Source organism: Flavobacterium faecale (assembly GCF_003076455.1).
In the GTDB taxonomy this organism is placed as follows: domain Bacteria; phylum Bacteroidota; class Bacteroidia; order Flavobacteriales; family Flavobacteriaceae; genus Flavobacterium; species Flavobacterium faecale.
This window is the reverse complement of sequence record NZ_CP020918.1, coordinates 1,849,398-1,873,763: the sequence shown is the minus strand read 5'-3', so window position 1 is coordinate 1,873,763 and position 24,366 is coordinate 1,849,398. Positions and strand designations below refer to the sequence as shown.

The 24,366-nt window shown below is 35.0% G+C and carries 20 protein-coding genes; 14 read left to right on the top strand and 6 right to left on the bottom strand.

Annotated elements, in window-relative coordinates:
* Positions 1-501: 501 nt before the first annotated feature.
* A complete protein-coding gene (gene argS, locus FFWV33_RS08250; protein WP_108740457.1) occupies positions 502-2,280 on the bottom strand; it encodes an arginine--tRNA ligase in 1,779 nt (592 codons plus the stop codon).
* 220 nt (positions 2,281-2,500) lie between these two features.
* Between argS and FFWV33_RS08245 the strand changes: the two genes are divergently transcribed.
* Positions 2,501-4,918: a TonB-dependent receptor gene (locus FFWV33_RS08245; protein ID WP_108740456.1), complete on the top strand. Its 2,418-nt coding sequence runs from the start codon at positions 2,501-2,503 to the stop codon at positions 4,916-4,918.
* A 182-nt stretch (positions 4,919-5,100) separates the two neighbouring features.
* Here the strand turns inward: FFWV33_RS08245 and FFWV33_RS08240 are convergent, their stop codons facing one another.
* From FFWV33_RS08240 to FFWV33_RS08225, 4 genes are all read right to left on the bottom strand, one after another.
* Positions 5,101-6,108, bottom strand: coding sequence for a 3-oxoacyl-ACP synthase III family protein (locus FFWV33_RS08240; protein ID WP_108740455.1), 1,008 nt, complete (start codon positions 6,106-6,108; stop codon positions 5,101-5,103).
* Between the two features lie 83 nt (positions 6,109-6,191).
* Positions 6,192-7,139: an ABC transporter ATP-binding protein gene (locus tag FFWV33_RS08235; RefSeq protein WP_108740454.1), complete on the bottom strand. Its 948-nt coding sequence runs from the start codon at positions 7,137-7,139 to the stop codon at positions 6,192-6,194.
* 186 nt (positions 7,140-7,325) lie between these two features.
* Entirely contained in the window at positions 7,326-8,021 is a 696-nt protein-coding gene (locus tag FFWV33_RS08230) for a YiaD family glycine zipper/OmpA-like lipoprotein (RefSeq protein WP_108740453.1), read from the bottom strand.
* Between the two features lie 17 nt (positions 8,022-8,038).
* Positions 8,039-8,515 carry a lipocalin family protein gene (locus FFWV33_RS08225; RefSeq protein ID WP_108740452.1) on the bottom strand — a complete coding sequence of 159 codons (477 nt, stop codon included), beginning with the start codon at positions 8,513-8,515 and terminating at the stop codon, positions 8,039-8,041.
* 183 nt (positions 8,516-8,698) lie between these two features.
* Between FFWV33_RS08225 and htpG the strand changes: the two genes are divergently transcribed.
* From htpG to FFWV33_RS08160, 13 genes are all read left to right on the top strand, one after another.
* Positions 8,699-10,585 (top strand): molecular chaperone HtpG, encoded by a 1,887-nt coding sequence (gene htpG / locus FFWV33_RS08220; RefSeq protein ID WP_108740451.1) that lies wholly within the window; start codon positions 8,699-8,701, stop codon positions 10,583-10,585.
* 384 nt (positions 10,586-10,969) lie between these two features.
* Positions 10,970-11,686 carry a DUF3667 domain-containing protein gene (locus tag FFWV33_RS08215; RefSeq protein ID WP_108740450.1) on the top strand — a complete coding sequence of 239 codons (717 nt, stop codon included), beginning with the start codon at positions 10,970-10,972 and terminating at the stop codon, positions 11,684-11,686.
* Positions 11,687-11,760: 74 nt separating this feature from the next.
* Entirely contained in the window at positions 11,761-12,009 is a 249-nt protein-coding gene (locus tag FFWV33_RS08210; RefSeq protein ID WP_108740449.1) for an FUSC family protein, read from the top strand.
* A gap of 273 nt (positions 12,010-12,282) precedes the next feature.
* Positions 12,283-13,182 carry a hypothetical protein gene (locus FFWV33_RS08205; RefSeq protein WP_159085991.1) on the top strand — a complete coding sequence of 300 codons (900 nt, stop codon included), beginning with the start codon at positions 12,283-12,285 and terminating at the stop codon, positions 13,180-13,182.
* A gap of 450 nt (positions 13,183-13,632) precedes the next feature.
* Entirely contained in the window at positions 13,633-14,547 is a 915-nt protein-coding gene (locus FFWV33_RS08200) for a hypothetical protein (protein ID WP_108740447.1), read from the top strand.
* A 29-nt stretch (positions 14,548-14,576) separates the two neighbouring features.
* A complete protein-coding gene (locus FFWV33_RS08195; RefSeq protein WP_108742500.1) occupies positions 14,577-15,227 on the top strand; it encodes a peroxiredoxin-like family protein in 651 nt (216 codons plus the stop codon).
* A gap of 189 nt (positions 15,228-15,416) precedes the next feature.
* Entirely contained in the window at positions 15,417-15,815 is a 399-nt protein-coding gene (locus FFWV33_RS08190) for a DUF2721 domain-containing protein (protein ID WP_108740446.1), read from the top strand.
* Between the two features lie 116 nt (positions 15,816-15,931).
* A complete protein-coding gene (locus tag FFWV33_RS08185) occupies positions 15,932-17,317 on the top strand; it encodes a DUF1800 domain-containing protein (RefSeq protein ID WP_108740445.1) in 1,386 nt (461 codons plus the stop codon).
* A gap of 12 nt (positions 17,318-17,329) precedes the next feature.
* Positions 17,330-18,496 (top strand): DUF1501 domain-containing protein, encoded by a 1,167-nt coding sequence (locus tag FFWV33_RS08180; protein ID WP_108740444.1) that lies wholly within the window; start codon positions 17,330-17,332, stop codon positions 18,494-18,496.
* Positions 18,497-18,560: 64 nt separating this feature from the next.
* Positions 18,561-19,457: an EamA family transporter gene (locus FFWV33_RS08175; RefSeq protein ID WP_108740443.1), complete on the top strand. Its 897-nt coding sequence runs from the start codon at positions 18,561-18,563 to the stop codon at positions 19,455-19,457.
* Between the two features lie 171 nt (positions 19,458-19,628).
* Positions 19,629-19,907, top strand: a complete 279-nt coding sequence (locus FFWV33_RS08170) for a DUF2805 domain-containing protein (protein ID WP_108740442.1) — start codon at positions 19,629-19,631, stop codon at positions 19,905-19,907.
* A gap of 101 nt (positions 19,908-20,008) precedes the next feature.
* Positions 20,009-21,865 carry a M61 family metallopeptidase gene (locus FFWV33_RS08165; protein ID WP_108740441.1) on the top strand — a complete coding sequence of 619 codons (1,857 nt, stop codon included), beginning with the start codon at positions 20,009-20,011 and terminating at the stop codon, positions 21,863-21,865.
* A 31-nt stretch (positions 21,866-21,896) separates the two neighbouring features.
* A complete protein-coding gene (locus FFWV33_RS08160; protein ID WP_108740440.1) occupies positions 21,897-22,610 on the top strand; it encodes a DUF4369 domain-containing protein in 714 nt (237 codons plus the stop codon).
* Positions 22,611-22,779: 169 nt separating this feature from the next.
* Here FFWV33_RS08160 and FFWV33_RS08155 read toward each other — a convergent pair whose 3' ends face one another.
* Positions 22,780-24,363: an efflux MFS transporter permease gene (locus FFWV33_RS08155; protein WP_108740439.1), complete on the bottom strand. Its 1,584-nt coding sequence runs from the start codon at positions 24,361-24,363 to the stop codon at positions 22,780-22,782.
* Positions 24,364-24,366: the final 3 nt, after the last annotated feature.

The following is a 24,366-nucleotide window of genomic DNA, read 5'->3' as shown; positions in this document are numbered from 1 at the left end:
AATAACGTTCGGGTAAATATACGATGTTAAATTAAGTGATTTGTTTTATGCCTGCTATGACTTCTAAAAACTATATGAGATATATAAGTTTTCTTGTTTGAAGAAATTTAAAACTAAGCTAAATAGAAGCTCATCTAAGCTATTTTATGCGTGCATAAAATCTTTGCAAACTTGTCATTCTGAAAGAATCTTTAGCAATAGATTACAAAGTATTTTTTATAAACAAGAAAGTTGTAACCGTTTTTAATGATTACTACCTTACTATAGCTGCACTTGCTCAACTTTGTGGACATAGGAAAGTATTTGCACTAACAATGATTATAAAACCAAGCAGCTGGGCACCGCAATCCCGCGTGAGGGATAGTAGTGAAAAGCCCACAAACAAGTGTAGCGCTAGCGGAACTTGTTGCGGACTTGCAACGGATAGCCCGACCACAAAAAAAATGGCTAAGCGCAAACTGCTTAGCCATTTTTTTTTGTGGGCACGCCCAAAATATTATTTTACATTCTAGCCGGTACACTGATACCTAATAATTTGAAAGCATCTGCGATTGTATCGGCCACTCGTTTTGAAAGCTGTACTCTGAAGGCTTTTTTGTCTGTATCGGCCTCGCCCAAAATAGGTACGGCTTGGTAGAATGAGTTGTATTCACGAACCAAGTCATAGGTGAAATTGGCGATTAAGGCTGGACTGTGATTGTTGGCAGCGTTCTGAATCACCTCTGGAAACAACTCCAATTGCTTGATTAATTCTTTTTCTTTTTCGTGCAAATCAACCACTGATGCATCTTGTGAATAGTCAAATGTTGCTTTGCGAATGATCGACTGTATACGTGCGTAGGTGTACTGAATGAAAGGCCCTGTGTTTCCTGCAAAATCTACTGATTCTTCGGGGTTGAAAAGGATTCTTTTCTTTGGATCTACCTTTAAGATGTAATATTTTAAGGCACCCAAACCGATAGTTTGGTACAAATTGGCTTTTTCTTCTTTCGAATACTCTTCTAATTTACCTAAATCTTCGGCAATTTTTTGAGCTGTAGCAGTCATTTCTTCCATCAAATCATCGGCATCTACAACAGTACCTTCACGAGATTTCATTTTTCCTGATGGCAAATCTACCATTCCGTATGACAAATGAAACAGGTTTGCAGCCCAATCAAATCCTAATTTTTTCAAGATAAGGAACAATACTTTAAAGTGATAATCTTGCTCATTACCTACAGTGTAAACCATTCCGCCTACGTCTGGCATATCTTTTACACGCTGAATGGCGGTACCAATATCTTGGGTCATGTACACGGCTGTACCGTCTGAACGCAAGACAATTTTGCGGTCCAAACCTTCGTCGGTCAAATCAATCCAAACCGATCCGTCTGGGTCTTTTTCGAATATGCCTTTGTCTAATCCAATTTGAACTACGTCTTTACCCAACAAATAGGTATTGCTTTCATAGTAAAAACTATCAAAGTCTACACCCATTGTTTTGTATGTGGTTGCAAAACCGTCATAAACCCATTGGTTCATTTTTTTCCAAAGTGCGATTACTGCTTCATCGCCCGCTTCCCATTTCAAAAGCATTTCTTGTGCTTCTAGAATAATTGGCGCTTGTTTTTTGGCTTCGTCTTCGGTTTTTCCTGCTGCCATTAGCTGGCTTATTTCTTCTTTGTAGGCTTTGTCAAACGCTACATAAAAATTACCAACTAGTTTGTCTCCTTTTAAACCTGTAGATTCTGGAGTGGAATCATTACCAAATTTTTGCCAAGCCAACATGGACTTACAAATATGGATTCCTCTATCGTTGATGATTTGTGTTTTGTATACTTTTTTACCCGATGCTTTGATTATCTCTGCAACTGAGTATCCTAATAAATTGTTACGTACGTGCCCAAGATGCAAGGGTTTGTTGGTGTTTGGTGACGAATATTCGACCATTACCGCTGTATCGCCTTCTTTTGGAGATTGAAAACCAAATTGCTCTACCGATCTAATTTGGTTGAAAAAACCCAAATAATACGCGTCTGAAATCACAATATTCAAAAACCCAGAAACCACGTTAAACTTGCTAACGGCCTCGACATTTTCGACCAAATAGTTCCCTATTTTATTTCCTAATTCTACTGGATTACCTTTTACCACTTTTAATAATGGAAAAATAACCATCGTAATATCACCCTCAAACTCTTTGCGAGTGGATTGAAATTCGAATTTTTCAATGGCTACTCCAAACAACTCTTGAATGGCTTTTGTAATAAACGGACTAAGAATCTCTTGTAATGACATGTAAACTGTGTTTTAAAAGTGCGCAAAGATAGGTATTATGTAGCAAATTGAAAATCGCAACGCAAGATAAATTGTATTAACCAAAAGAATGCGCAATGTTACCCTATCATCAATTTTTAAAATAAAAAACAAAATAGTACTATGCAATACATGATACTATCTAAAAAACAATTACATTTGCTCCATCATCAACCAACATAAGAATCAAAACAGCATCAACATGAAAAAATTACACCTCTTTTTAATCTGTCAATTTGGACTCCTATTCTCCATGCAGGCCCAAACTAGCACAAGCGAAATAGTCACTGAAGATCAAGTCAGCATTTCGGGAAAAGTGATTGACAAAGGAAGCAACCAAACCATTCCGTATGCCAATGTATTAGTCAAAGTAGCAGGCAAAATAATTGCAAGCGGAGTTACGACAGACAACGGAACTTTTGAAATTAAAAAAATTAGCGCCAAAAGCTTTATGGTCGAAATTAATTTTATTGGTTACAAAAACTTCCAGAAAGAGGTACAAGTAAGTAGTGGACAAAAAACATACAACCTCAACACGATTATTCTCGAAGAAGATGCCATAGCTCTAAAGAGTGTAGAAATTATCAATGAAAAATCTACCATTGAGCAAAAGATTGATCGAAAAGTAGTCACCATCGGGAAAGACCTCTTGTCTATGGGAGCAACTGCGGGCGACTTGATGAACAACATTCCGTCTGTGAGTGTGGACCCACAATCCAATGCTATAAGTATGAGAGGAAACTCGAATGTAAAAATCTTGATCGATGGTAAACCAACTACTATGGATGCTGCTCAGGTTTTAAAACAAATTCCGTCTACCTCCATCAAGCAAATCGAGTTGATTACCAACCCTTCTGCCAAATACAATCCTGAGGGAATGAGCGGAATCATCAATATTATCCTGAACAAAAATACCAAAGTGGGTTTTAACGGTAGTATTTCTAGCAGTTTCACAATGGGACGCACGCCTAAAACTAATCAAGCTTTCGATCTAAATTATCGTTCTGGGAAATTCAATTTCTACACTAATTATGGTTTCAACTACGGCCAAAACACCAACCGAGGTAGAATCGAGAGTTCAGAACTAGACAAAGAAAACATCCAACTATTCAACCTTAACAGTAAATATACCTCTCACTTAGCCAAAATTGGTGTCGATTATTACATCAATGACAACAATACTTTATCATTTTACACCAATCAAGGCGTTTACCAAACTGATAATTATGGACAAACAATAGTTGACTACAAAAATAACACGACTAATATTGACCAACTGCAACTTTTTGACTCAAATGAAAAAAGCAACTCTCCTACTTATAATGTAGACTTTAAACATAAATTCAAAAAAGAAGGCCACACTATAGAATTGGAATCGAATATAAGCCAGTCCAACGAACCTGAATTTGCGCTGTATACAAATTTGAACCAGGTAGACAATAGTGTTCTCAACAGTTTTTCTAACGATATTGGTATTGATAGCAAAAACTACCTTACCAATCTAGATTACGTAAACCCATTGACCGAAACAGTAAAACTAGAATTAGGATTGGAAAGTCGAATCGAGAAAACGTCTAACAATTTATTATTAAACACCAACTACCAATCTGATTTTAAATACGATCGAAAAATTATGTCGGCCTACTTTACAATTGGTAAACAATGGAAAAAATGGAGCGCTCAAGCTGGAACACGTTTTGAGAATTATGAAGTAGATGCACTCTTTAAGCAAGTCGCTACAACAGACAGCCCTTTCACCAACAAATTATTTAATATGTATCCGTCAGCTTTCTTGTCTTATACCATGTCTGACAAAAATACCTTTACCATTAATTATTCTCGTCGAATAGACAGACCGAGTATTGGACAAGTAAATCCAATACGCCAATGGAGTACTGCAACAATTGACTCACAAGGAAACCCTTTTTTGATTCCGCAATTTACGAATTCATTTGAACTAAATTACAGTCGAAAAATAGCATTGGGAACTATTAATTCAAGTGTTTTTTATCGAATAATCGAAGATGAGATTACCCGCGTGCTGTACACGAATCCTATAAACGAAAACAAACAAATACTATCCTACGACAACTTCAACACCAATAATGCATACGGTGTGGAAACTTCGGCAAATTTAAATTTTAAAAAATGGTGGTCTGCTAACATAAGCTTAGACGCCTACATGAAAAAAGTACAGGGAACTGTAGAAACGACTCCTGGAAATTATGAATTTGTATCCCTGAACGCGACCAATTTTAATGCACGAATCAACAATACCTTCAAAGCTAGCAAAGAATTGCAGTTCACCTTATTCGGAATGTATCGAGGTCAAGATTTGAGTTTGCAGTTTAAAAACAATCCGATGTGGAAAATGGATTTTGGTACCAGTTATACCATCTTAAAAGGTAACGGAACCATAACAGCTCGTATGAGTGACATCTTCAATAGCATGAAATTCTCGTTCACAACCGATCGCCCATACACATCAGCAGGACGCTTTAAGTGGGAAAGTCAAACGGCTTACTTAGGATTTAATTACCGCTTTGGATCAGGAAAAAACAAGGCTGTGCAGAGAAAACAAAGAGATTCTAATGAAGCTAGTAGCAGTGGTGGTTTTTAAAAACTATCTTGTGGCAACATAATTACGAACGGGTATAAAGATTTTCTTTTGCCATTAGTAATCAAAAACAATTTCGAACGAATACATTTAAAAATGAATTAGTATTAAATAACGCGTTAGAAATAAAAAAGGCTTCAAATTACTTTGAAGCCTTTTTGTGTATTAATAGACAGTGAACTAAATTACCATTTGATAATCGCACTAGCCCAAGTAAAACCACTACCAAAAGCGGCTAAAACAAGAGTGTCTCCTTCTTTTATTTTTCCTTGTTCCCAAGCTTCGGTTAATGCAATCGGAATAGATGCTGCCGTTGTGTTTCCGTATTTTTGAATATTATTAAAAACTTGGTCATCATTCAGTTTAAACTTACCTTGAATGAATTGTGAAATTCTCAAATTGGCTTGATGCGGAATCAACATATCAATATCTGAAACAGTCAAATTATTAGCAATCAAACCTTCGTTGATTACTTCACTAAAACGTACCACTGCATTTTTGAATACAAATTGACCGTTCATGTATGGATAGTAGCTTTCGTCATCTGGATCGTTGTCTGCAAGAATATCAGTTACCCAACGTCCGCCCATTCCTGGTGCTTTCAAAGATAACTCTTCGGCATGAACTCCCTCAGAATGTAAATGCGTAGATAGAATTCCTTTAGTCAAATCTTCTTCACGGCTTAGTACTGCCGCACCTGCACCATCACCAAAAATAACAGAAACAGATCGTCCTCTTGTAGTCATGTCCAATCCTGTAGAATGTACCTCAGACCCAATGACCAAAATATTTTTGTACATTCCGGTTTTAATGTATTGATCTGCAACAGATAATGCATAAATAAAACCTGAACATTGGTTACGTACATCCAGTGCTCCTACCGTACGTAAACCTAAATCACGTTGTACCAAAACTCCAGGTCCTGGAAAATAGTAATCCGGACTTAGCGTAGCAAAAACAACAAAATCAATATCCTCTTTGGCTACACCTGCACGCTCAATAGCAATTTCGGCTGCTTTTACTCCCATTGTGGTGGTCGTATCTTCACCTTTTATAATGTGACGACGCTCTTGAATTCCGGTTCTTTCTTGAATCCAAGCATCGTTGGTGTCTATCGTTTTTGACAAATCGTCATTGGTGACGACATTTGGCGGGACATAGAATCCCAAGCCTGTTATTTTGGAGTGAAACATATTTTCAGTTATATAAAGGTTAGATACCTACAAATTACTATTTTTTCAGCAAATATTCATTTATTTTTCGAATAAAACAAAATCTAAGCCATCATCAAACTCACTTCTTGATTAAACTCAAGAGCTACTTCATGTTCAAAAAAGATTACTTTTCGATTAAAAACTGCTTTTATCAAATAGTAACTTCCCTTGAAATAGGATTGTTTGACTATCACTTTCATCATGCCGCTGTCTACCAACTTCAATTGGTGTGGATACAACAAAACGGCTACGTCTTCATCCCCATCTACCATAAGTAAATTGGACAATTGCAACTCATTGACCTCCCCAAATAGTGAGGCAACATATTTGTTAATTGGTGCTTGGTACAAGTCAATTGAGTTCGCCATATCGACCAATTGACCATCATAAAGCACAATGGTTTGGTCTGCAAATGACAGCGCGTCGGTGCTATCATGCGTAGCCACGATACAGGTAACTCCCTTATTTTTGAGATAAGCAAATAAATTACGGCGCAAGGCATTTTTCCTGAAATTATCAATGTGACTAAAGGGTTCGTCAAGCAATAAAATTTCGGGCTCTAGCGCCAAGGCACGTGCTAGGGCAACTCTTTGTTGTTGTCCTCCACTTAATAATTTTGCTTTTACATCGGCATAAGCCGTCATCTCAACAATTTCAAGTAATTCTTGTACGCGAGCTGCTTTTTGATCTTTGTCAACATTAGACAAAAACTTTCCAATATTTTCTGCTACGGTAGTGTACGGCATCAAATCAAAATCTTGCGATAAATACTTGATAAACGGCATACCGGGAACCAAGTGGAATTTAGGTCCTAATATTTCGTACTTATTCCACAAAATACTGCCTTGATCCAAATCGTGTAAACCGTATATTAATTTGAGTAAGGTACTTTTGCCACAACCACTTTCTCCAATAACCGCTATATTCTGTCCTTTTTCTATAGCGAAAGAGATATTTTGAATCACAGGTTTATCTGTATATGCAAAAGATATATTTTGAACTTGAAGCATGATGTATTATTATTATTTTTTGAGTGTGCAAAGATAGATTACTTTGGTCAAAATAGTATTTTTTAACGCTATTTAACCTTTTAAAAAACCTACTTTTTTTTCTGTGATTTTCGAAAATAAAGATATAAAAAAGGGCTTTCGAACAATCGAAAACCCTTATTTATGTAATCAAAAACTAAATTTCTCTTAGTTTCCGCTTTCTTTTTGAGCGTCTTGTAGCATTTTTTCATTTGCAGTAATAGCAAATTCTACACGACGGTTTTTACTTCTACCTTCTGGGGTTGCGTTGTCAGCGATAGGATCTTCGATTCCCATACCTGAGATTGTGAAACGTGCTCCAACCAATCCTTTTGATGCTAAGTATGATTTTACCGCAGCAGCTCTTTCACCTGAAAGTTTCAAGTTATATTCTGCAGCACCTGTATTGTCAGTATATCCAAAAATAGTGATGTTTGTATCAGCGTACTCTTGAAAAACTGGGATCAATTTTTCTAAGTTTGCTTTTGCAGCAGCAGTCAATGTAGATTTGTTAGTATCAAAACGTACCGCATTTTCATTCAACACCAATTTGATTCCTTCTCCTACTCTTTCTACTTCAGCTCCAGGAAGTGCTTCGTCAATTTGACGGGCTTGTTTGTCCATTTTGTTTCCAATCACACCACCAGCAGCACCACCAATCACACCACCAAGTACAGCACCCATAGCACCATTACCACCTTTTCCTAGGTTGTTACCAAGTACTCCACCAAGGATTGCTCCTGCTACAACACCAATTCCAGCACCTTTTTGTGTGCTGTTTGTATTTTTGATTGATTCACAACTTGTGAAAATTGAACTCACAGACATTAATAATGCCAATGCAATTACAGATATATTTTTCATCTTTACGTTTATTTTAATTAGTTAATTTTTTGAAATTGGTATACAACATCAGTCATTTTTCCTCCAACATTGATTTTGTCAACCAATTGAAAAGACGTTTCTGTTTGATTAGCTACTGCCAATACATATCCGCTTCTTACTTTCTTAGCTTTTTCACCAGCATTCAAAACTTTCAATACAAATTGACCTTCTTGATTAACAAACCAAGTAATTGGTGAGCTAAAAGCGGTACAACTTGCACTTGTAAGGTCCATAGTCCCTTTGTTGTTATTCGAAACAAATTTCCAAGCGCTTCCTTCAAAACATTTTGAATCGGCTAGATCAAAGGAGTTTACTTTAATATATTCAGATCCAGGATAACTTACAGAGCTTATTACCCAGTTTCCTTTCATTGCTTTTTCAGACTTATTGTCCAACTTTGTGTTGGTAACAGAACTTGTTTTGCAGGCAAACATCATGATTGACATTGCACATAGTAAGATAAGTTTTTTCATTTATTTTCAATATTTTAGTTAAACAGAGACAAAGATACAATGCTGAACCCTAAAATATGTTTCAAAATTTATATTTTTTGTTCTAAAATTACAATTACGCCATTTTGTCACTTATTACCTATTTGGTATTTTATTTGACATAGAAATGAGAAGAATGTAATAACACACCTAAAAATTTAAAATATGACAACAGGAAAAATTAATGTTTCAGTAGAAAACATCTTCCCATTAATCAAGAAGTTTCTTTACAGTGATCACGAGATTTTCTTACGTGAATTAATTTCAAATGGTACAGATGCAACTTCAAAATTAAAACACCTTATTAGTATTGGCGAAACCAATGTTGATTATGGTAATCCAATTATTGAAGTAAAAATTGATAAAGAAGGCAAAAAACTACACATTATTGATCAAGGTTTGGGTATGACTGCTGACGAAGTAGAAAAATACATCAACCAACTGGCCTTTTCTGGTGCTGAAGAATTTTTGGAAAAATACAAAGATTCTGCAAAAGATTCTGGTATCATCGGACACTTTGGTTTAGGATTTTATTCTGCTTTTATGGTCGCTTCAAAAGTAGAGATCATTACCAAATCATACAAAGACGAGCCAGCTGCACACTGGATTTGTGACGGAAGTCCTGAATTCTCATTAGAACCAGCTGACAAAACAACACGTGGTACAGAAATCGTTTTGCACATTGCTGAAGATTCCCTTGACTTTTTGGAAGAAGGAAAAATCAGAGACCTATTAAACAAGTACAACAAGTTTATGCCTATTCCAATTAAATTTGGAACAACGACAGAAACATTACCAAAACCAGAAGATGCTCCAGAAGATTTTGTTGCTGAGACTGTAGAGGTAGACAATATCATAAACAATACAAATCCTGCTTGGACCAAAGCGCCTGCAGATTTAACAGATGAAGATTACAAAAAATTCTACCATGAATTGTACCCAATGCAGTTCGAGGAGCCATTGTTTCACATTCATTTAAATGTTGATTACCCATTTAACCTTACTGGTATTTTATATTTCCCAAAATTAAGTGGAGATATGCAAATGCAGAAAGACAAAATTCAATTGTACCAAAACCAAGTATACGTTACAGACAACGTAGAAGGAATTGTACCTGAGTTTTTGATGATGTTAAAAGGTGTGGTAGATTCACCAGATATTCCTTTAAATGTTTCTCGTTCAAGCTTACAAGCAGATGGTGCGGTTAAGAAAATTTCGAACTACATCACCCGTAAAGTAGCTGATAAACTAAAATCACTTTTCAATGAAAACCGTGAGGAATTCGAAAAGAAATGGAATGATATCAAAATCGTTTTGGAGTACGGAATGCTTTCTGAAGATAAATTCTACGAAAAAGCAGGTGCATTTGTTTTATACCCAACAGTAGACGACAAATATTATACGCTTGAAGAGTTGAAAGAGGCGATCAAAGAAAAACAAACTGACAAAGACGGAAAAACCGTTGTATTGTACGCTGGAAACAAAGAGCAACAACACTCTTATATCGAAACTGCAAAAGCAAAAGGATACGAAGTATTGTTATTAGACTCTCCGATTATCTCGCATTTGATTCAAAAAATCGAAGGTGACAATCAAAACCTAACTTTTGTTCGTGTCGATTCTGACCATATTGATAACTTAATCAAGAAAGACGAAACGGCTATTTCAAAATTATCTGACGAAGAGCAAACAAGTTTAAAAACAGTTCTAGAAGCTATTGTTCCTAAACAAAACTATACCGTTCAACTACAAGCCTTAGACAGTCAATCGGCGCCGTTTATCATTACGCAACCAGAATTCATGCGTAGAATGAAAGAAATGAGTCAATCAGGTGGTGGCGGAATGTTCGGAATGGGTAACATGCCAGAAATGTACAACCTAGTGGTGAATACAAACTCTGAATTGGCTACCAACATTTTGAACAATACAGACAAAACGGCCCAAGAAAGCTTAGTAAAACAAGCACTAGACTTAGCCAAATTATCTCAAAACCTTTTAAAAGGAGAAGCTTTGACTGCTTTTGTAAAAAGAAGTTTTGAATTGATTAAATAATTCCTTTCCCTCCCCTGTGAAGGAGCGGAGAAAGAATGTTGTATAGAGACCCGTAAATGAAAATTTGCGGGTCTTTTTTTTTGGAGCAAACCGAATGATTTTCATAAGAACTGCCCTCCCGCTTTCCACTGTATCTTTTTATCTGGAACTAGTATCATTACCATGTTACTAGTTCCAGATAAAAAGGATGCCGTTTCAATCGGGGCTAACTAGAATGTTTTGTATTTCAAATTTCGATTAAAAAAAACCAGTATAGCGCAGGAATTAGATACCATTTGAAGCCACAATTAAACTACAACAATTTTTATCAAATATAAAAGGACTACAAAAAAGAAAAAACACTATTTTAGCGCCTGACTTTTAAATAGATAAAAACCTTAGTAAATGAATTGTAAGAACTGTAGCCAGGAAGTTAATGACAATTTTTGTTCACATTGCGGACAACCAACAGCTGTAAAAAGAATTGACGGTCATTATATCGTTCACGAAATTGAACATGTACTGCATTTTGAACGAGGTATTTTGTTTACCGTTAAAGAACTCATTATCGCACCAGGTGAAACGGTTCGAAATTACATCTTAGACAACAGAAATCGCTTGGTAAAACCCATTATATTTATCATCATTACCTCACTAATTTACACAATTACTGCAAACTATTTTCATGTAGAAGATGGTTATATGAAGTATGACGGAGATCAAAAATCGGCTTTATCTTCAATTTTTAAATGGATGAATGCCCACTACGGCTATGCAAATATATTTATGGGGGCATTTATTGCCTTATGGGCAAAATTACTATTCAAGAAATATCAATTTAATTTTTTTGAGATTTTGATAATGCTCTGTTTCGTAATGGGAATGGGTATGCTATTTTATGCCGTAGCTGCGCTTGTGCAGGGTTTGACACATTTAGAAGTAATGCCAATAGGCACTGTCGTTATCTATATTTATATGACATGGGCCATAGGGCAATTTTTTGACAAGACCAAGAAAGTTAGTTATTTAAAAGCTTTTGGTGCTACAATATTAGGCTCTATTACTTTTGTGTTAGCAGTAGTAATTTTAAGCTTATTAATTTACTCAGTTACAAAACATTAAAATAAAGAATAGCGCTCTTACAGCGAATAAACGTTATCATTAAATAGTTCAAAATCTACTCAACCTTCACACACATGACTCAAAACGAACTTTCGCAACTAACCGATCAAGAATTAATGATCGAGGCAAAAAAAATGAAAACAAGTAAAATAACCAATAGTTTTTTCATTGGCTTCTTGGTTGGTATTATTTGCTACAGTATTTTCAAAAATAGCTGGGGATTATTTACTTTGATTCCATTATTTTTTATTTATAAATTGGTAACCAATGCCAAAAAAGACAAACCGCTTGAAGACGAAATGAAAGCTAGAAATTTGAAATGATTAAATAATTACTTTCCCCATCCTATCATAGGAAGAACATAAGCAAATACAATTAAGACCAGCAAGTGAAAATTTGCGGGTCTTTTTTTTTGTAGCGTAGCGACTGATTTATATAAGAACGTTCTTCCCGATATCGAGATCTCAAAACGCAACAGATTTCACTTTTGGTTAAATCAATAACAAAAATACTTTTGAAACTTCAGAAAGTTTTCTGAAATTGCAAAACGGAGAATAATTCGCCAATCCAACTTGACTTTTTAAAATACCAAAAAAATGAAAAAGCTGCTAATAATATCGTTCCTACTACTTTTTGTAATGAACGCCAACTCACAAAATAAAAAAAAATACATGCCCTTTAAACACAATAGTCTTTGGGGTGTTGTTGATTCTACTCAAAATACGGTTATCAAACCTAAATACAAACGTATAAGAATTTTAGGCGACTTAGATTATGTTGCTCTTGATAACGAATTAATTTTCGACTTAGAAAAAGGAACTCAGCAAAAATCTCCAGGGTCATATATTACTGAAATTATGGTAAACAATCAACGGTTTTACCATTTTAACAACAATAAAACATCGGTATTAATAGACTTAAAAAACAATGAAAAGATATCGCTATCACTACATTACATAAATTTTGAAAACATAAACTTATTGGATCCCAAATCTAAGATTGAGAACAAGTACATCGTTGGTAAATTAGACTACGATAGTTATATTTTATTACAAAATACTAAAAATTTACCTGCAGCAATAGCAGGTAAATTTGCAGAACCCGATTTAATATTTGACCGATCTTCAAACAAAAACCTGTATTTCACAGCTACTAAAAATTCAAAAATATATGTATATGACAGTAATTTAAAAATTGTAAACACATCTCTAGACGAAGATAAATTACAAGAGAACTTGCCTAAATTAGCAAAAAAAGCAAACAGTGAAGAAGTAAGACAGAGATGTTTTATTTGTGCAGAAGTAATGGGTCAAGGTACCTTTAGCGAAGACCCCGTTTTACCTGAAATATTCGATGTTTCCTATAAAGCAAATCGTCTTCTCGTTGTATACAAAGATAAACAGGGCAAAGAAGTAGACGTTCGTCCCTATCAAACTTTTGAGAAAGGTTGTGGCTATTTGGATGGAGTAACCTTTGGTAAAAACTTATTATTATAGATTATCAATATGTTACACCTAGAACGCTAATGTTCCCTACAGAATATTTAGATTAAGTAATTTTTCAAAAAACATCATCGCTAGAACAAAAGCATTACAAAGGTTGATTTAATTATTTCTTAGCTTACAATTAGTGACTATTCTGTTGTTAATTATATTCGAATGCATTCCAAAATAATTAGACAAAATGAACCACTTAGCTCAGATAAAATCAACCTTTAGAAATAATGATAAAAAAAAACAATTTCACTACTGCTATTTATCGTAACGGTAGCTGGTTTTGGTTCTAAATTACAACTCCCTAAAAACAAATTTTATTTACCGCCTACAACGACACATAACCCCGTTGCGATTGATAGCGTGAAATTGTTTTAAATTACTTTACGTATCTTGTGAATTACTTCATCAGGGCTGCTTTTACCTTTAAATTATCGCAATAAAATAGATACCATGAATACATTTTTAAAAGTCTTCTGCTGCCTAAGCATCGTCACTTTATTCAGTTGTCAATCAGATCAAAAAGCACCTAAAGATCAAGACAGCATAAAAAGCAGTATCCCTTTAACCAAGGAATTTAATGAGTATTGGTATTCTGGTAAAGCAGAATTAAGCAGTTATGAGCTAGAACAATCTCGCTATGGCGAAATACGCAAGGGTGAAGTAGTACTCGTGTTTGTAACAGAACCCTTTTCGATAAAAAAACAAGTCAAATTAGACGATCCCGAAAAAGCAGGAAAAGACAATATATCAGTGATGAAACTAAATCAAGTTAGAAAATTCACAACTGGTATTTATGATTATTCCATTGTGAGCTCTACCTTTACGCCTGTTGATTTAAGCCAATATCCACATACTTTAAAATCGAATACAAGCATTCAAGAATGGTGTGGTCATACTTTTACACAGTTCAATCTGGCTAAAAATAAGTACCACATGAAGCAATTCTCCTATTTTGAAGCCGATGGTGATACAGAGAAAGACCTGCCTATTGCCCTACTTGAAGAAGAGCTAATGACCCGTTTACGAATTAACAAAGCACAGCTTCCTGTAGGCGAAGTGGACATGATCTTTTCAACGGTTTACAGTCGCTTTTTTTATAAAACACTAGAGGCTACAAAAGCCGTAATTAGTAAAACTGAATCTGATACGCTATTTACTTATACCATTCAATATGCTAAATATGATCGAAAGGTGACGATTGATGTTCAAAAAACTTTTCCGTACAAAATCGAATCTTGGACAGAAGATGACGGTGACGGATTGATTACAAAAGCAACTTTAAAAAAGAGCATAAACGAACCTTATTGGGAACAAAAAAAGACCTCATACGAGGCAAAAAGAGAAGAACTCAAATTAATAAAATAAATACGACCGCAGACACTTACAATATTCCTATGAAAACACTAAAAGAACAAACCGATGCAAAAATGGAAGCAGGACGCCAAGCAAATCCTGATTTCATGAAAGGAGTCGATATCGAAATTGCCAAAGCAAAAGAATTTGAGCAAGGTGCAAATGCTTTAAAAATAGGAGATGTAGCAGTAAACTTTGAACTACCTAATCAACAAGGAAATCTAATTTCACTAAGCGATTTAAAAGCAAAAGGGCCTGTTGTTGTTACTTTTTACCGTGGCGATTGGTGTCCATATTGTAATTTACAACTGCGAGCATTGCAAGCACGATTGGACGAAATTCATACTTTGGGTGCGACACTCGTAGCTATAAGTCCGCAAGTTCATGATGGCTCTTTGACCAAATCTGAAATTAGTGACATGAACTTTACCATTTTATCAGACCAAAACGCAAAAGTAGCCTCACAATATGGCGTCGCTTGGGAGGTTCCAGAGTTTTTGCTCGAGCACATGCGCACGGATAGAAACTTAGACTTGCAAAAAATAAATAATGGAAACGGAACGGTACTCCCTATTCCAGCCACTTTCATCATAAACAAAGATGGCATCGTAGTTTGGAACTATGTCAATGTCGATTATAGAACCCGCTCTGAACCAGAAGAAATTATTGAAGCCCTTAAAAAATTGGTTTAAAAACAATAATTAATTTTTCGAATATAAAAAAAGTAGCAACAGTTAAACTGCTATAGTTTGGTGACGCTATTTTTTTGTAACCTTAATTAATGCAACATTCTTATTACACACTTAGACGTCTGTAATGACGTTTGAAGCTTTGCGATATTTCGAAGAATAAAGTACCTTTGAGAAACGACACAATCTACCATGAATTTAAACCTTGAAACTCCGGCCTTATTATTTTCTGCTACATCATTGATTTTGTTGGCCTATACCAATCGGTTTTTAACAGTCGCAACCATTATCCGTAGTTTGAAGGACACTTACGAAAAGGATGAAAATGACACTATTTTATTAGAAATTAAAAACCTAAATCTTCGCCTAGACCTCATTCGATCCATGCAACTCTTTGGTGTTTGTAGTTTGTTTTTATCTGTTTTTACCATGCTCCTCTTATTTATCAATCAACAAGAAGTTGCACTTTATTTTTTTGGTGCTAGTTTACTTGGACTATTAGTTTCATTAGGTCTTTCTTTCTGGGAAATTAATATTTCAATTGATGCGCTACGCGTCCATTTGAGTGGTATAATCAAAAATAATTCTTAAAGTTTAAACCTTTTTTATTTTTGAGTATCCAATAGTACAGACCTTTGCATAAGTACCTTCGCGTTGACAGTGAAATATACCTACGCTACCTGTAACTAATTTGATACCTAAAAATTATGAACCGTAATTCACTTTGGTCGCTTCGTTTGGGATTTTCGAACAAACAAGCAGCAGCAATAGAAAATTTAGGAATTAAAAAATTTCTAGAGGACTCGTTCAAGAGCTCATTCGATAAAAAAGTCCCTAGTTTTTTGGATGATAGTCCAAAAAGCAGTGAAGACCTCAAGGAATTACGAAAAGCAACTAAAGACGCCGATCCTGAGGTAAAGAAAAAAATTCAAAGAGAAGGTATCCAAACTAATCTCGCCATGAAATCGTGGTGGATTGACAAAATGCGGGAAGATGAATTTCCGTTACGCGAAAAAATGACCTGCTTTTGGCAAAATCATTATGTAGCAACCTACCAAAAAGTCAAAGTCAATTATTGGGTGTATCAGCACAATCAAATTTGCAGAACACATGCTTTTGGCAATTTTCGCGAACTTACAAAAGAGATCGTACAATCCAATGCAGTCGTGCGCTACCTTGATAATACCGATAATCGAAAAGGAAAAATAAACGAAAATTTGAGCCGTGAACTACTCGAACTTTTTACCATTGGCATTGGCAATTACTCCGAACAAGACGTTCAAAACGGAGCAAAAGCACTTGCCGGATTAGGCTTAGGAGATTCAAAAGCAATGTATAGAAAAGTTTATGAAGACAACGATTCCATCACTTATTTTGGTAAAAAAGGTATTTTCAAGGTAAATGAAATAGTGGATATTATTTTCGAACAAAAAAACACACCCTACTATATTACCAGAAAAATTCTTAAATGGTTTATTTACGACGATCCTGACGAAAAACTAGTAACCTACTATGGTGACTATTTTCGAAAAGTAGATTATGAAATCAAACCTTTGCTAGTCAAAATTTTTACAGAAGAATTTGATAAAGACACCGCTGGATCCAAAATTAAAAACCCTTTGGAATTTAGCCTTCAGCTTCTTGATGAATTACACATTGACACTAAAAATAATAATTTTTTAGCCCAATTTTTGCGCCAACAAAACATGGATTTATTTAACCAACCCAATGTCAAAGGTTGGGATGGTGGCAGATCTTGGCTTACCTCACAGGTGTATTTGCAGCGTAATAATCTCGCGTACTTACTCACAAACGGAAAAGCATTGAACCAGAAGGTACTGAATGACAATGCCATGAACCCTCGGAAAAATAACAAACAACAAGAAGCAAAATTAGATTGGCAAAAAGGAAACAACAAAGAAATTATCAGTCAATTGTCCAATCGATTGCTGTTTCAAGTAGACGATACAAGTCAAAAAGATTTTGAATCCATTTTGAAATATGATTTTGACGAAAATGCCAAAAATGCAGATCAAGCCGTATTAAGATTATTCAATGGTATGATCAAATTACCCGAATTTCAATTAATCTAAAAAGGAATCATCATGAACAGAAGAAATTTTTTAGCCTTGACCGGAACTTTCACTGGTGGTTCCCTGTTACTCCCTGATTTTTTACATGCTTTTGGCACGCAAAACAACCTTATAATCGGTGATCAATGTGTTGTTTTTGTACAACTCAACGGTGGAAATGATGGACTGAATACTTACATTCCGTTTGAAGATCCAAACTATTATTTTTTGCGTCCAAAAATCGCTCTTTCAAAAGAAGAAGTCATTGCAGGCAACAACGGCATGGCTTTTCACCCATCACTCAAAGGCTTTGCTCAAATTCAGCAAGAAGGGCAATTGTCCGTTTTGCAAAATGTAGGTTATCCTGATCCCAATCGATCTCACTTTCGATCACAAGAAATATGGCAAACTGCCTCCGCTTCGAATCAATACCTGAATGAAGGTTGGCTTGGACGCTATTTGGACCTGCAATGTAAAGACCATAACCCTATTGCCGGCATTAACATCGACAGTACCGATACCTTATCGTTGAAAGGAAAAGAACCAAATTCTATCACGGTAAAAGATCCTAATCGTTTCAAAATTAAAAAAGATAAAGACGACAATGTGCAATTGTCAAAAAATCCATCGCTTGATTTTGTTCGAAAAATAGCCGATTCTGTAGTCGAAGGCTCTGACGAAATCCAGAAAGCATTGGCTAAATCAACCACCGAAATAACATACCCAAAAACAGGTTTAGGTAAAAACCTAGAATGGATTGCGCGATTGGTCAAAGGAAATCTAAATTCAAAGGTGTACTATACCTCGCTCAATGGTTTTGACACACACGACAACCAATTGCCTACGCAAAAAAATAAACTTACTGAGTTGAATGATGCTGTTTATAGTTTTTATGATGACCTTAAAAAAGCCAATTTGATGCAGAATGTTACTGTAGTGGTTTTTTCGGAATTTGGACGACGCGTGAAAGACAATAAAAATGGTACCGATCACGGTAAAGCGGCACCGATGTTTATAATTGGAGGAAATAATAAAGGAAAAGTCCTTGGTAACAATCCTAACCTAGTCGACTTGGACAATGGTGATTTGAAATACGAAATAGATTTTAGAAGCGTGTATGCTACCTTATTAGAACAAAAACTACAATTTGATCCTGCACAGATTGGGATTACCAATAAAAGTCTCAAAGGATTATTCTAAAAACTATCCTTGTCGAACTCCTAAAAAAACTGCTATCTTTGCCCCCTAAAAAAAAATTAAATTAATGTTCAAAAACACTTTAATTAAGGGGGTTCTCTTAGTTGGCTTTGGCTCTATGAGTTACGGCGTACTTGCTACTTTTGTCAAAATGGCGTACCATGAAGGATATTCTACAGCCGAGGTAACGACCTCACAATTCATCATCGGACTGATCGGATTGCTTCTAATCAATGGATTTCAAAGAATTCGAAATAAAGAAAAGGCACTTCAAGCTACCAAAAAGAATATCTTCCAGCTTATGTTAGCAGGAACTTCAATGGGGTTTACCACGATCTTTTATTATTTGTCCGTAAAATACATTCCGGTTTCCATTGGAATTGTTTTACTAATGCAAACGGTATGGATGAGTGTCATTCTCGAAGCTATTTTGAACAAAGAGTTTCCTTCAGTCAAGAAAATAGTTTCTGTTGCCATTGTGTTAGTCGGTACATTATTAGCTACCAATCTATTATCAACTTCTACGTCTATAAATTGGATCGGTATTGGATTTGGATTGTTAGCAGCAGCTTCCTTCACCACCACAATGTTTACGGCCAACAGTATCGCCGTTTCATTATCTACGCCACAACGTAGTTTGTACATGCTCATGGGTGGAGCAATTGTTGTTTTTACCTTTTTGGCCTATACGCAAACGGGAACTTTTCATCTTGCTGTTTTTGCAAAATGGGGACTTGTTTTGGCATTGTTTGGTACAATCATTCCTCCTATTTTAATGAATGCTGGATTTCCTATTACGGGAATAGGATTAGGAAGTATTATCTCTGCAATTGAGTTGCCAACTTCTGTTTTGATGGCCTATTTTCTTTTAAATGAAAGTATTATAGGAACACAGTGGCTCGGAATAGCACTAATTCTGTTTGCAATTATTATAATCAACATACCTAAAAAGACTGATTTTTAATATGATTTTTAGTCGAAATAGCCAAAAAAGGCAATTATAACTTAGAATCTAAAAAAATTAGCAAAAAAAGTCAGTGTTTCAGTGCTTTCAATAATTATTTTTATTAATATTGGTAGATAAATAGAATCATCGATATAATCATTAAAACCAATTTGAATTAATTTTCACGTAATGAAAAAGAGTAGTCGTAAAGAACTGAACTGGGAACAAACAGAAAAACTTGTTACATTAGCACTTGAAGAAAAAAATCCTTTCGAAATTATTAAAAAGGAATTTGGACTAGAAGAGAAAGAGGTTTTGGAAATCATGAAGAAAAAGATGCCTCTTGAAAAATTTGAAATGTGGAAGAAAAAAGCAACTGCAACTAAACCAAAACCAAAGCCATTCAAAGTAGATGATTTTGATGAAGACTTGGATGGTAAATATTATATAAAAAATAAGTTTGATTAAATAGCACTACCAAAGCACTCCAAACTGGAGTGTTTTTTTTTCGTTACATACGGCCTATTTTTTAATTTATAAAGAAAAGGCCAATATCCTTAAACACCCTCATGAAAAAAGTTTTAATTACCCTATCACTTGCAGCATTTATGATGAGCTGTAAGTCTACAATGGTCAGCAAATCAAGTCCAAAAGAAGTTCAAGTTGGCATCAATCTAGTTGACATCAAGGATGACAAAGTAATGGTTACCGTTACACCTCCAAAAATCACAAAAGAAGAAATTGTTTTTAGCCTACCAAAAATTGTCCCTGGTACCTACTCTATCGACAATTATGGAAGGTATATTGACAACCTTAAAGCATTCGATAAAAAAGGAAACCCTTTGACGGTTACCAAAATGGACGAAAATAGCTGGTCAATTAAAAATGCAACTTCACTTGACAAGGTTACCTACCTTGTAAATGATACTTTTGATACTGAAAAAGGAACTGAATTTGGATCAGGTGATATATTTTCTCCTGCAGGATCCAATATTTTGGCAAACAAAAATATCGTTTTGAACACCCATTGTTTCGTAGGTTATTTTGATACTTTGATGGAGACGCCATACAAAGTACAAATTACGCATCCCGCACAACTGAAGGGCGCTACCTCAATGATTGATACAGATGCAAGTGATACTGCAGATACATTTACTTCATCAAAATATTCAGAATTGGTAGAAAATCCAATTATGTATAGCAAGCCGAATTCGACTTTCTTCACCATAGATGATATGGATATCGAAATTGCAGTCTACTCTCCAACTGGAAAAATCACGGCAGAAAGTATCACTCCTGATATGAAAACCATGATGACTGCCCAAAAGAAATTTTTAGGTAACATCAATTCGACCAAAAAATATACTATTTTATTGTATTTATCCGATATGGAAGCGAAAGATGCTAAAGGATTTGGTGCCCTAGAACATCCTACTGCAACAACTGTTGTATTCCCAGAACTAATCCCTGCGGACGAATTGGCAAAACAAATGAAGGATGTAGTATCACATGAATTCTTTCATATTGTAACACCATTAACTATTCATTCGAAAGAGATTCAGTATTTTGATTACAATGCACCAAAGATGTCTAAACATTTATGGATGTATGAAGGTAGCACAGAATATTTTGCCAACTTATTCCAAATCAACCAAGGATTAATTCCTGAGCAAGAATTCTTCACGCGTATCCAAGAAAAAATTGACAGAGCAAAGACTTTAAACGACACCATGCCATTCACGACCATGAGTGCCAATGTTCTTGAAAGCCCGTACAAAGAACAGTACCTCAATGTCTATGAAAAAGGAACATTAATCTCTATGTGTTTAGATATTATCATCCGTGAAAAAAGTGAAGGTAAACATGGGATTTTAGATTTAATGAAAAAATTATCTCAAGAATATGGTATTCAAAAACCATTTAATGATGATGAATTGTTTGCAAAAATAACTGAATTGACTTATCCAGAAGTTGGGGCTTTTCTAGAAAAGTATGTTGCAGGACCAACACCAATTCCGTATCAAGAGTATTTATCGAAAGTAGGAGTGTCTGAAGGAGAAGAACAACAAGCTGCTCCTGTTTTTATCAAAGGACAAACTCCATACATCGTTGTAATGCCAAACACTAAGGATATTATTGTTTCACCATACATGGAGCCAAATGATTTTTTTAGCTCCTTGAAACTGAAAGCAAACGACCAAATAGTAAGCATTAACAATAAAAACTATTCATCGGACAATATTTATGAGCTAATCACAGAAAGTGAAAAATGGAAAGAAAATGATGCTATTACTGTTAAAATAAAAAGAGATGGTAAGGAACAAATTATCAACGGAACTGTAAAATTACCTTACGAAACTGTTGCAACTTTAAAAGTTAGCGATACTACCAAAGAAGCATTAAAAAATAGTTGGTTAAAAGGATAAATAAGCAGAAAAGCACACTAATATAAAATACATGAAAAATATAATTCTTACCATTGCAGCAGTTTTAGCACTTGCGTCATGCGATAAAAAAGAGACAGCGGGAAACTTGCACATTAATGGTGACATCAAAGGTTTAAAAAAAGGAACATTGTATATTCAACGATTCCAAGATAATAAATATGTATCTCTTGATACCATCACCATGGACGGACAATCCACTTTTCAAGCGGATCTAACTATTGATTCTCCTGAAATGTTATACCTTAAATTGGATCGTGGTACAACAAACTCATTGGACAACACCATTTTATTTTTTGCAGAACCTGGCACCATTTCGATTCAAACCAACCTTGATAACTATTTATCAGACGCAAAAATTACTGGATCAAAAAATCAGGAATTATACGAAGAGTACAAAGCTTTAGCTTCAAAAATGAATGATCAACATTTAGAATTATTAGAGACTAAATTTTACGCAACCAAATTTCAGCAAGCGAGCAGAATTGATAGTATCAATAAAAAAATGGAACAAAACACCAAAAGAAAGTATTTATATACTGCCAATTTTGCTGTTAATCATAAGGATGCTGCCGTAACTCCCTATATTGTATTGACTGAAATTCCAGATATCAACATGAAATATCTAGATACAATTCAAAGCGTGATGACACCAGAAGTTGCAAAAACTTTGTACGGAAAACAATTAAATACTATGATTAGCGAAATCAAAAAACAATCAAAATAGTATCTTCAAATTATATATCAAACCTGCTTTACACAAGCAGGTTTTTTTTATGCTGTTCTTTGACAAACGCTTTTTGAATAAATAGAATGTAATCACTATAAGTCTAATTCCATTTTCAACGACGAAGTAGATTATTCAGTACTTATTTTTAGTCGAAAGTAATAGCTTATCAGCTAATCCATACCTTACTTTTAAACAAATTAAAATTCTGTTTTAAATGCTGATTGAATCCCATGAGTACAATTAGCACAACCAATGCATATCCCATTGCGGTAAATATCTCCATATCAGACAGTAAAGTGGCCTGTTTAGTTACCGTACTAAAAATTCGTTTTAACGCTAGTTCATTCGCATCATCAACGGTATATCCTTTCGATACAAAACTTTGAGAACTCTTCATAATGGTCTCTTGTGCAGTAGTATTTTCTGGAGTTACAAATTGGCTTAGTTTGAAAAAATGTTTCTTATTCAAGAAGACAACCGCATTCTGAATAATACAAAAACCTATTGTACTACCCCAAAATCGTCCTGCCACGCCCACAATTCCTGATGATACCGCAAGTTTAGTGGGTACAGAAGAGGTAGTGTACAAAATCAATGGTACAAATAACAAACCTACCCCAATACCTTGTAACGTATACGGAATTATAATATCGGCTAGCGATACATCGGCTACAAATAAGAAAGTGAACCAAAAATGAAAGATTGCTAAGAGTGTAAAACCAACCATAAAGATTAATTTGACAGCAACTGAACGCATTAAGAGTAAAGACGCTAAGACTAGTCCAATAATATTCCCAAAGCCATTGATAAATTGTACCTCTGCAACACGTGCCGGATCCCAGTTCCAAATAGAAAACATAGCTGCATGACAAAGTCCTAAGGTTGCTCTACTAATATAAAATAGAAAAAACAATAAAAATCCAATTCGAAGGTTGGCATATTTCCAAACATCAAAATCGAAACTAGGTCGTTTGACTGATAATTCTTTAAACATAAACAAGCCACCCGTTACCATACAAACAATCAGAGCGGTTATTAATTGTGACGATTCGAACCAATATTTCTTTTCTGCATATACAAAAAAATAAGCCCCTGATATGATAGAAGTAAGTACCAAAAAATAACTTGCCCAATTGATTTGATACAACGGAATTTTTTTAGTAATTCGATGGCCTTTAAAGGTTAACATGATCAGGGAAACGTTCAAAACATGCAACATTCCTGAAACGTACAGCATATATTTCCAATCGTAACGATCCAAAAACCAGACAGCAATATTCATAATAAATGGAGTCGCCAAAAGTAGTGAACCGTAATAGAAAGAGAATCCAATTATTATAGCATTTTTTGACTTAAATCGCTCTATCAATAACTGTCGAATAGTAATTACGGGCAAGGCCATCAAAATTCCTTCGAAAATTCGCAAAAAGAGAAAAAAGAAAAAATTCGATACATAAGCCGAGACAACGATTGTCATTGCTAACAGCGAAAATACAGCCATCAAGTAATTCTTGGTCGGAAAAAAACTTGAAAATCGGCTTTCGATTAAAATTGTAGCTAGCAATGTACCATAGGTAACAGACATGGCAAACTGCAAATCTTCTGCTTCAATGTCCAAAAAACTAGCCGCATACGTAACATTCGAACTGTACACACCTAGTAAGATCATAGAATGTAACAAACAAATGAATAAAACCATAATTGCCACCCAATTTGGAACCCATGATTTAAAAATACCTTGATTATCCATCCT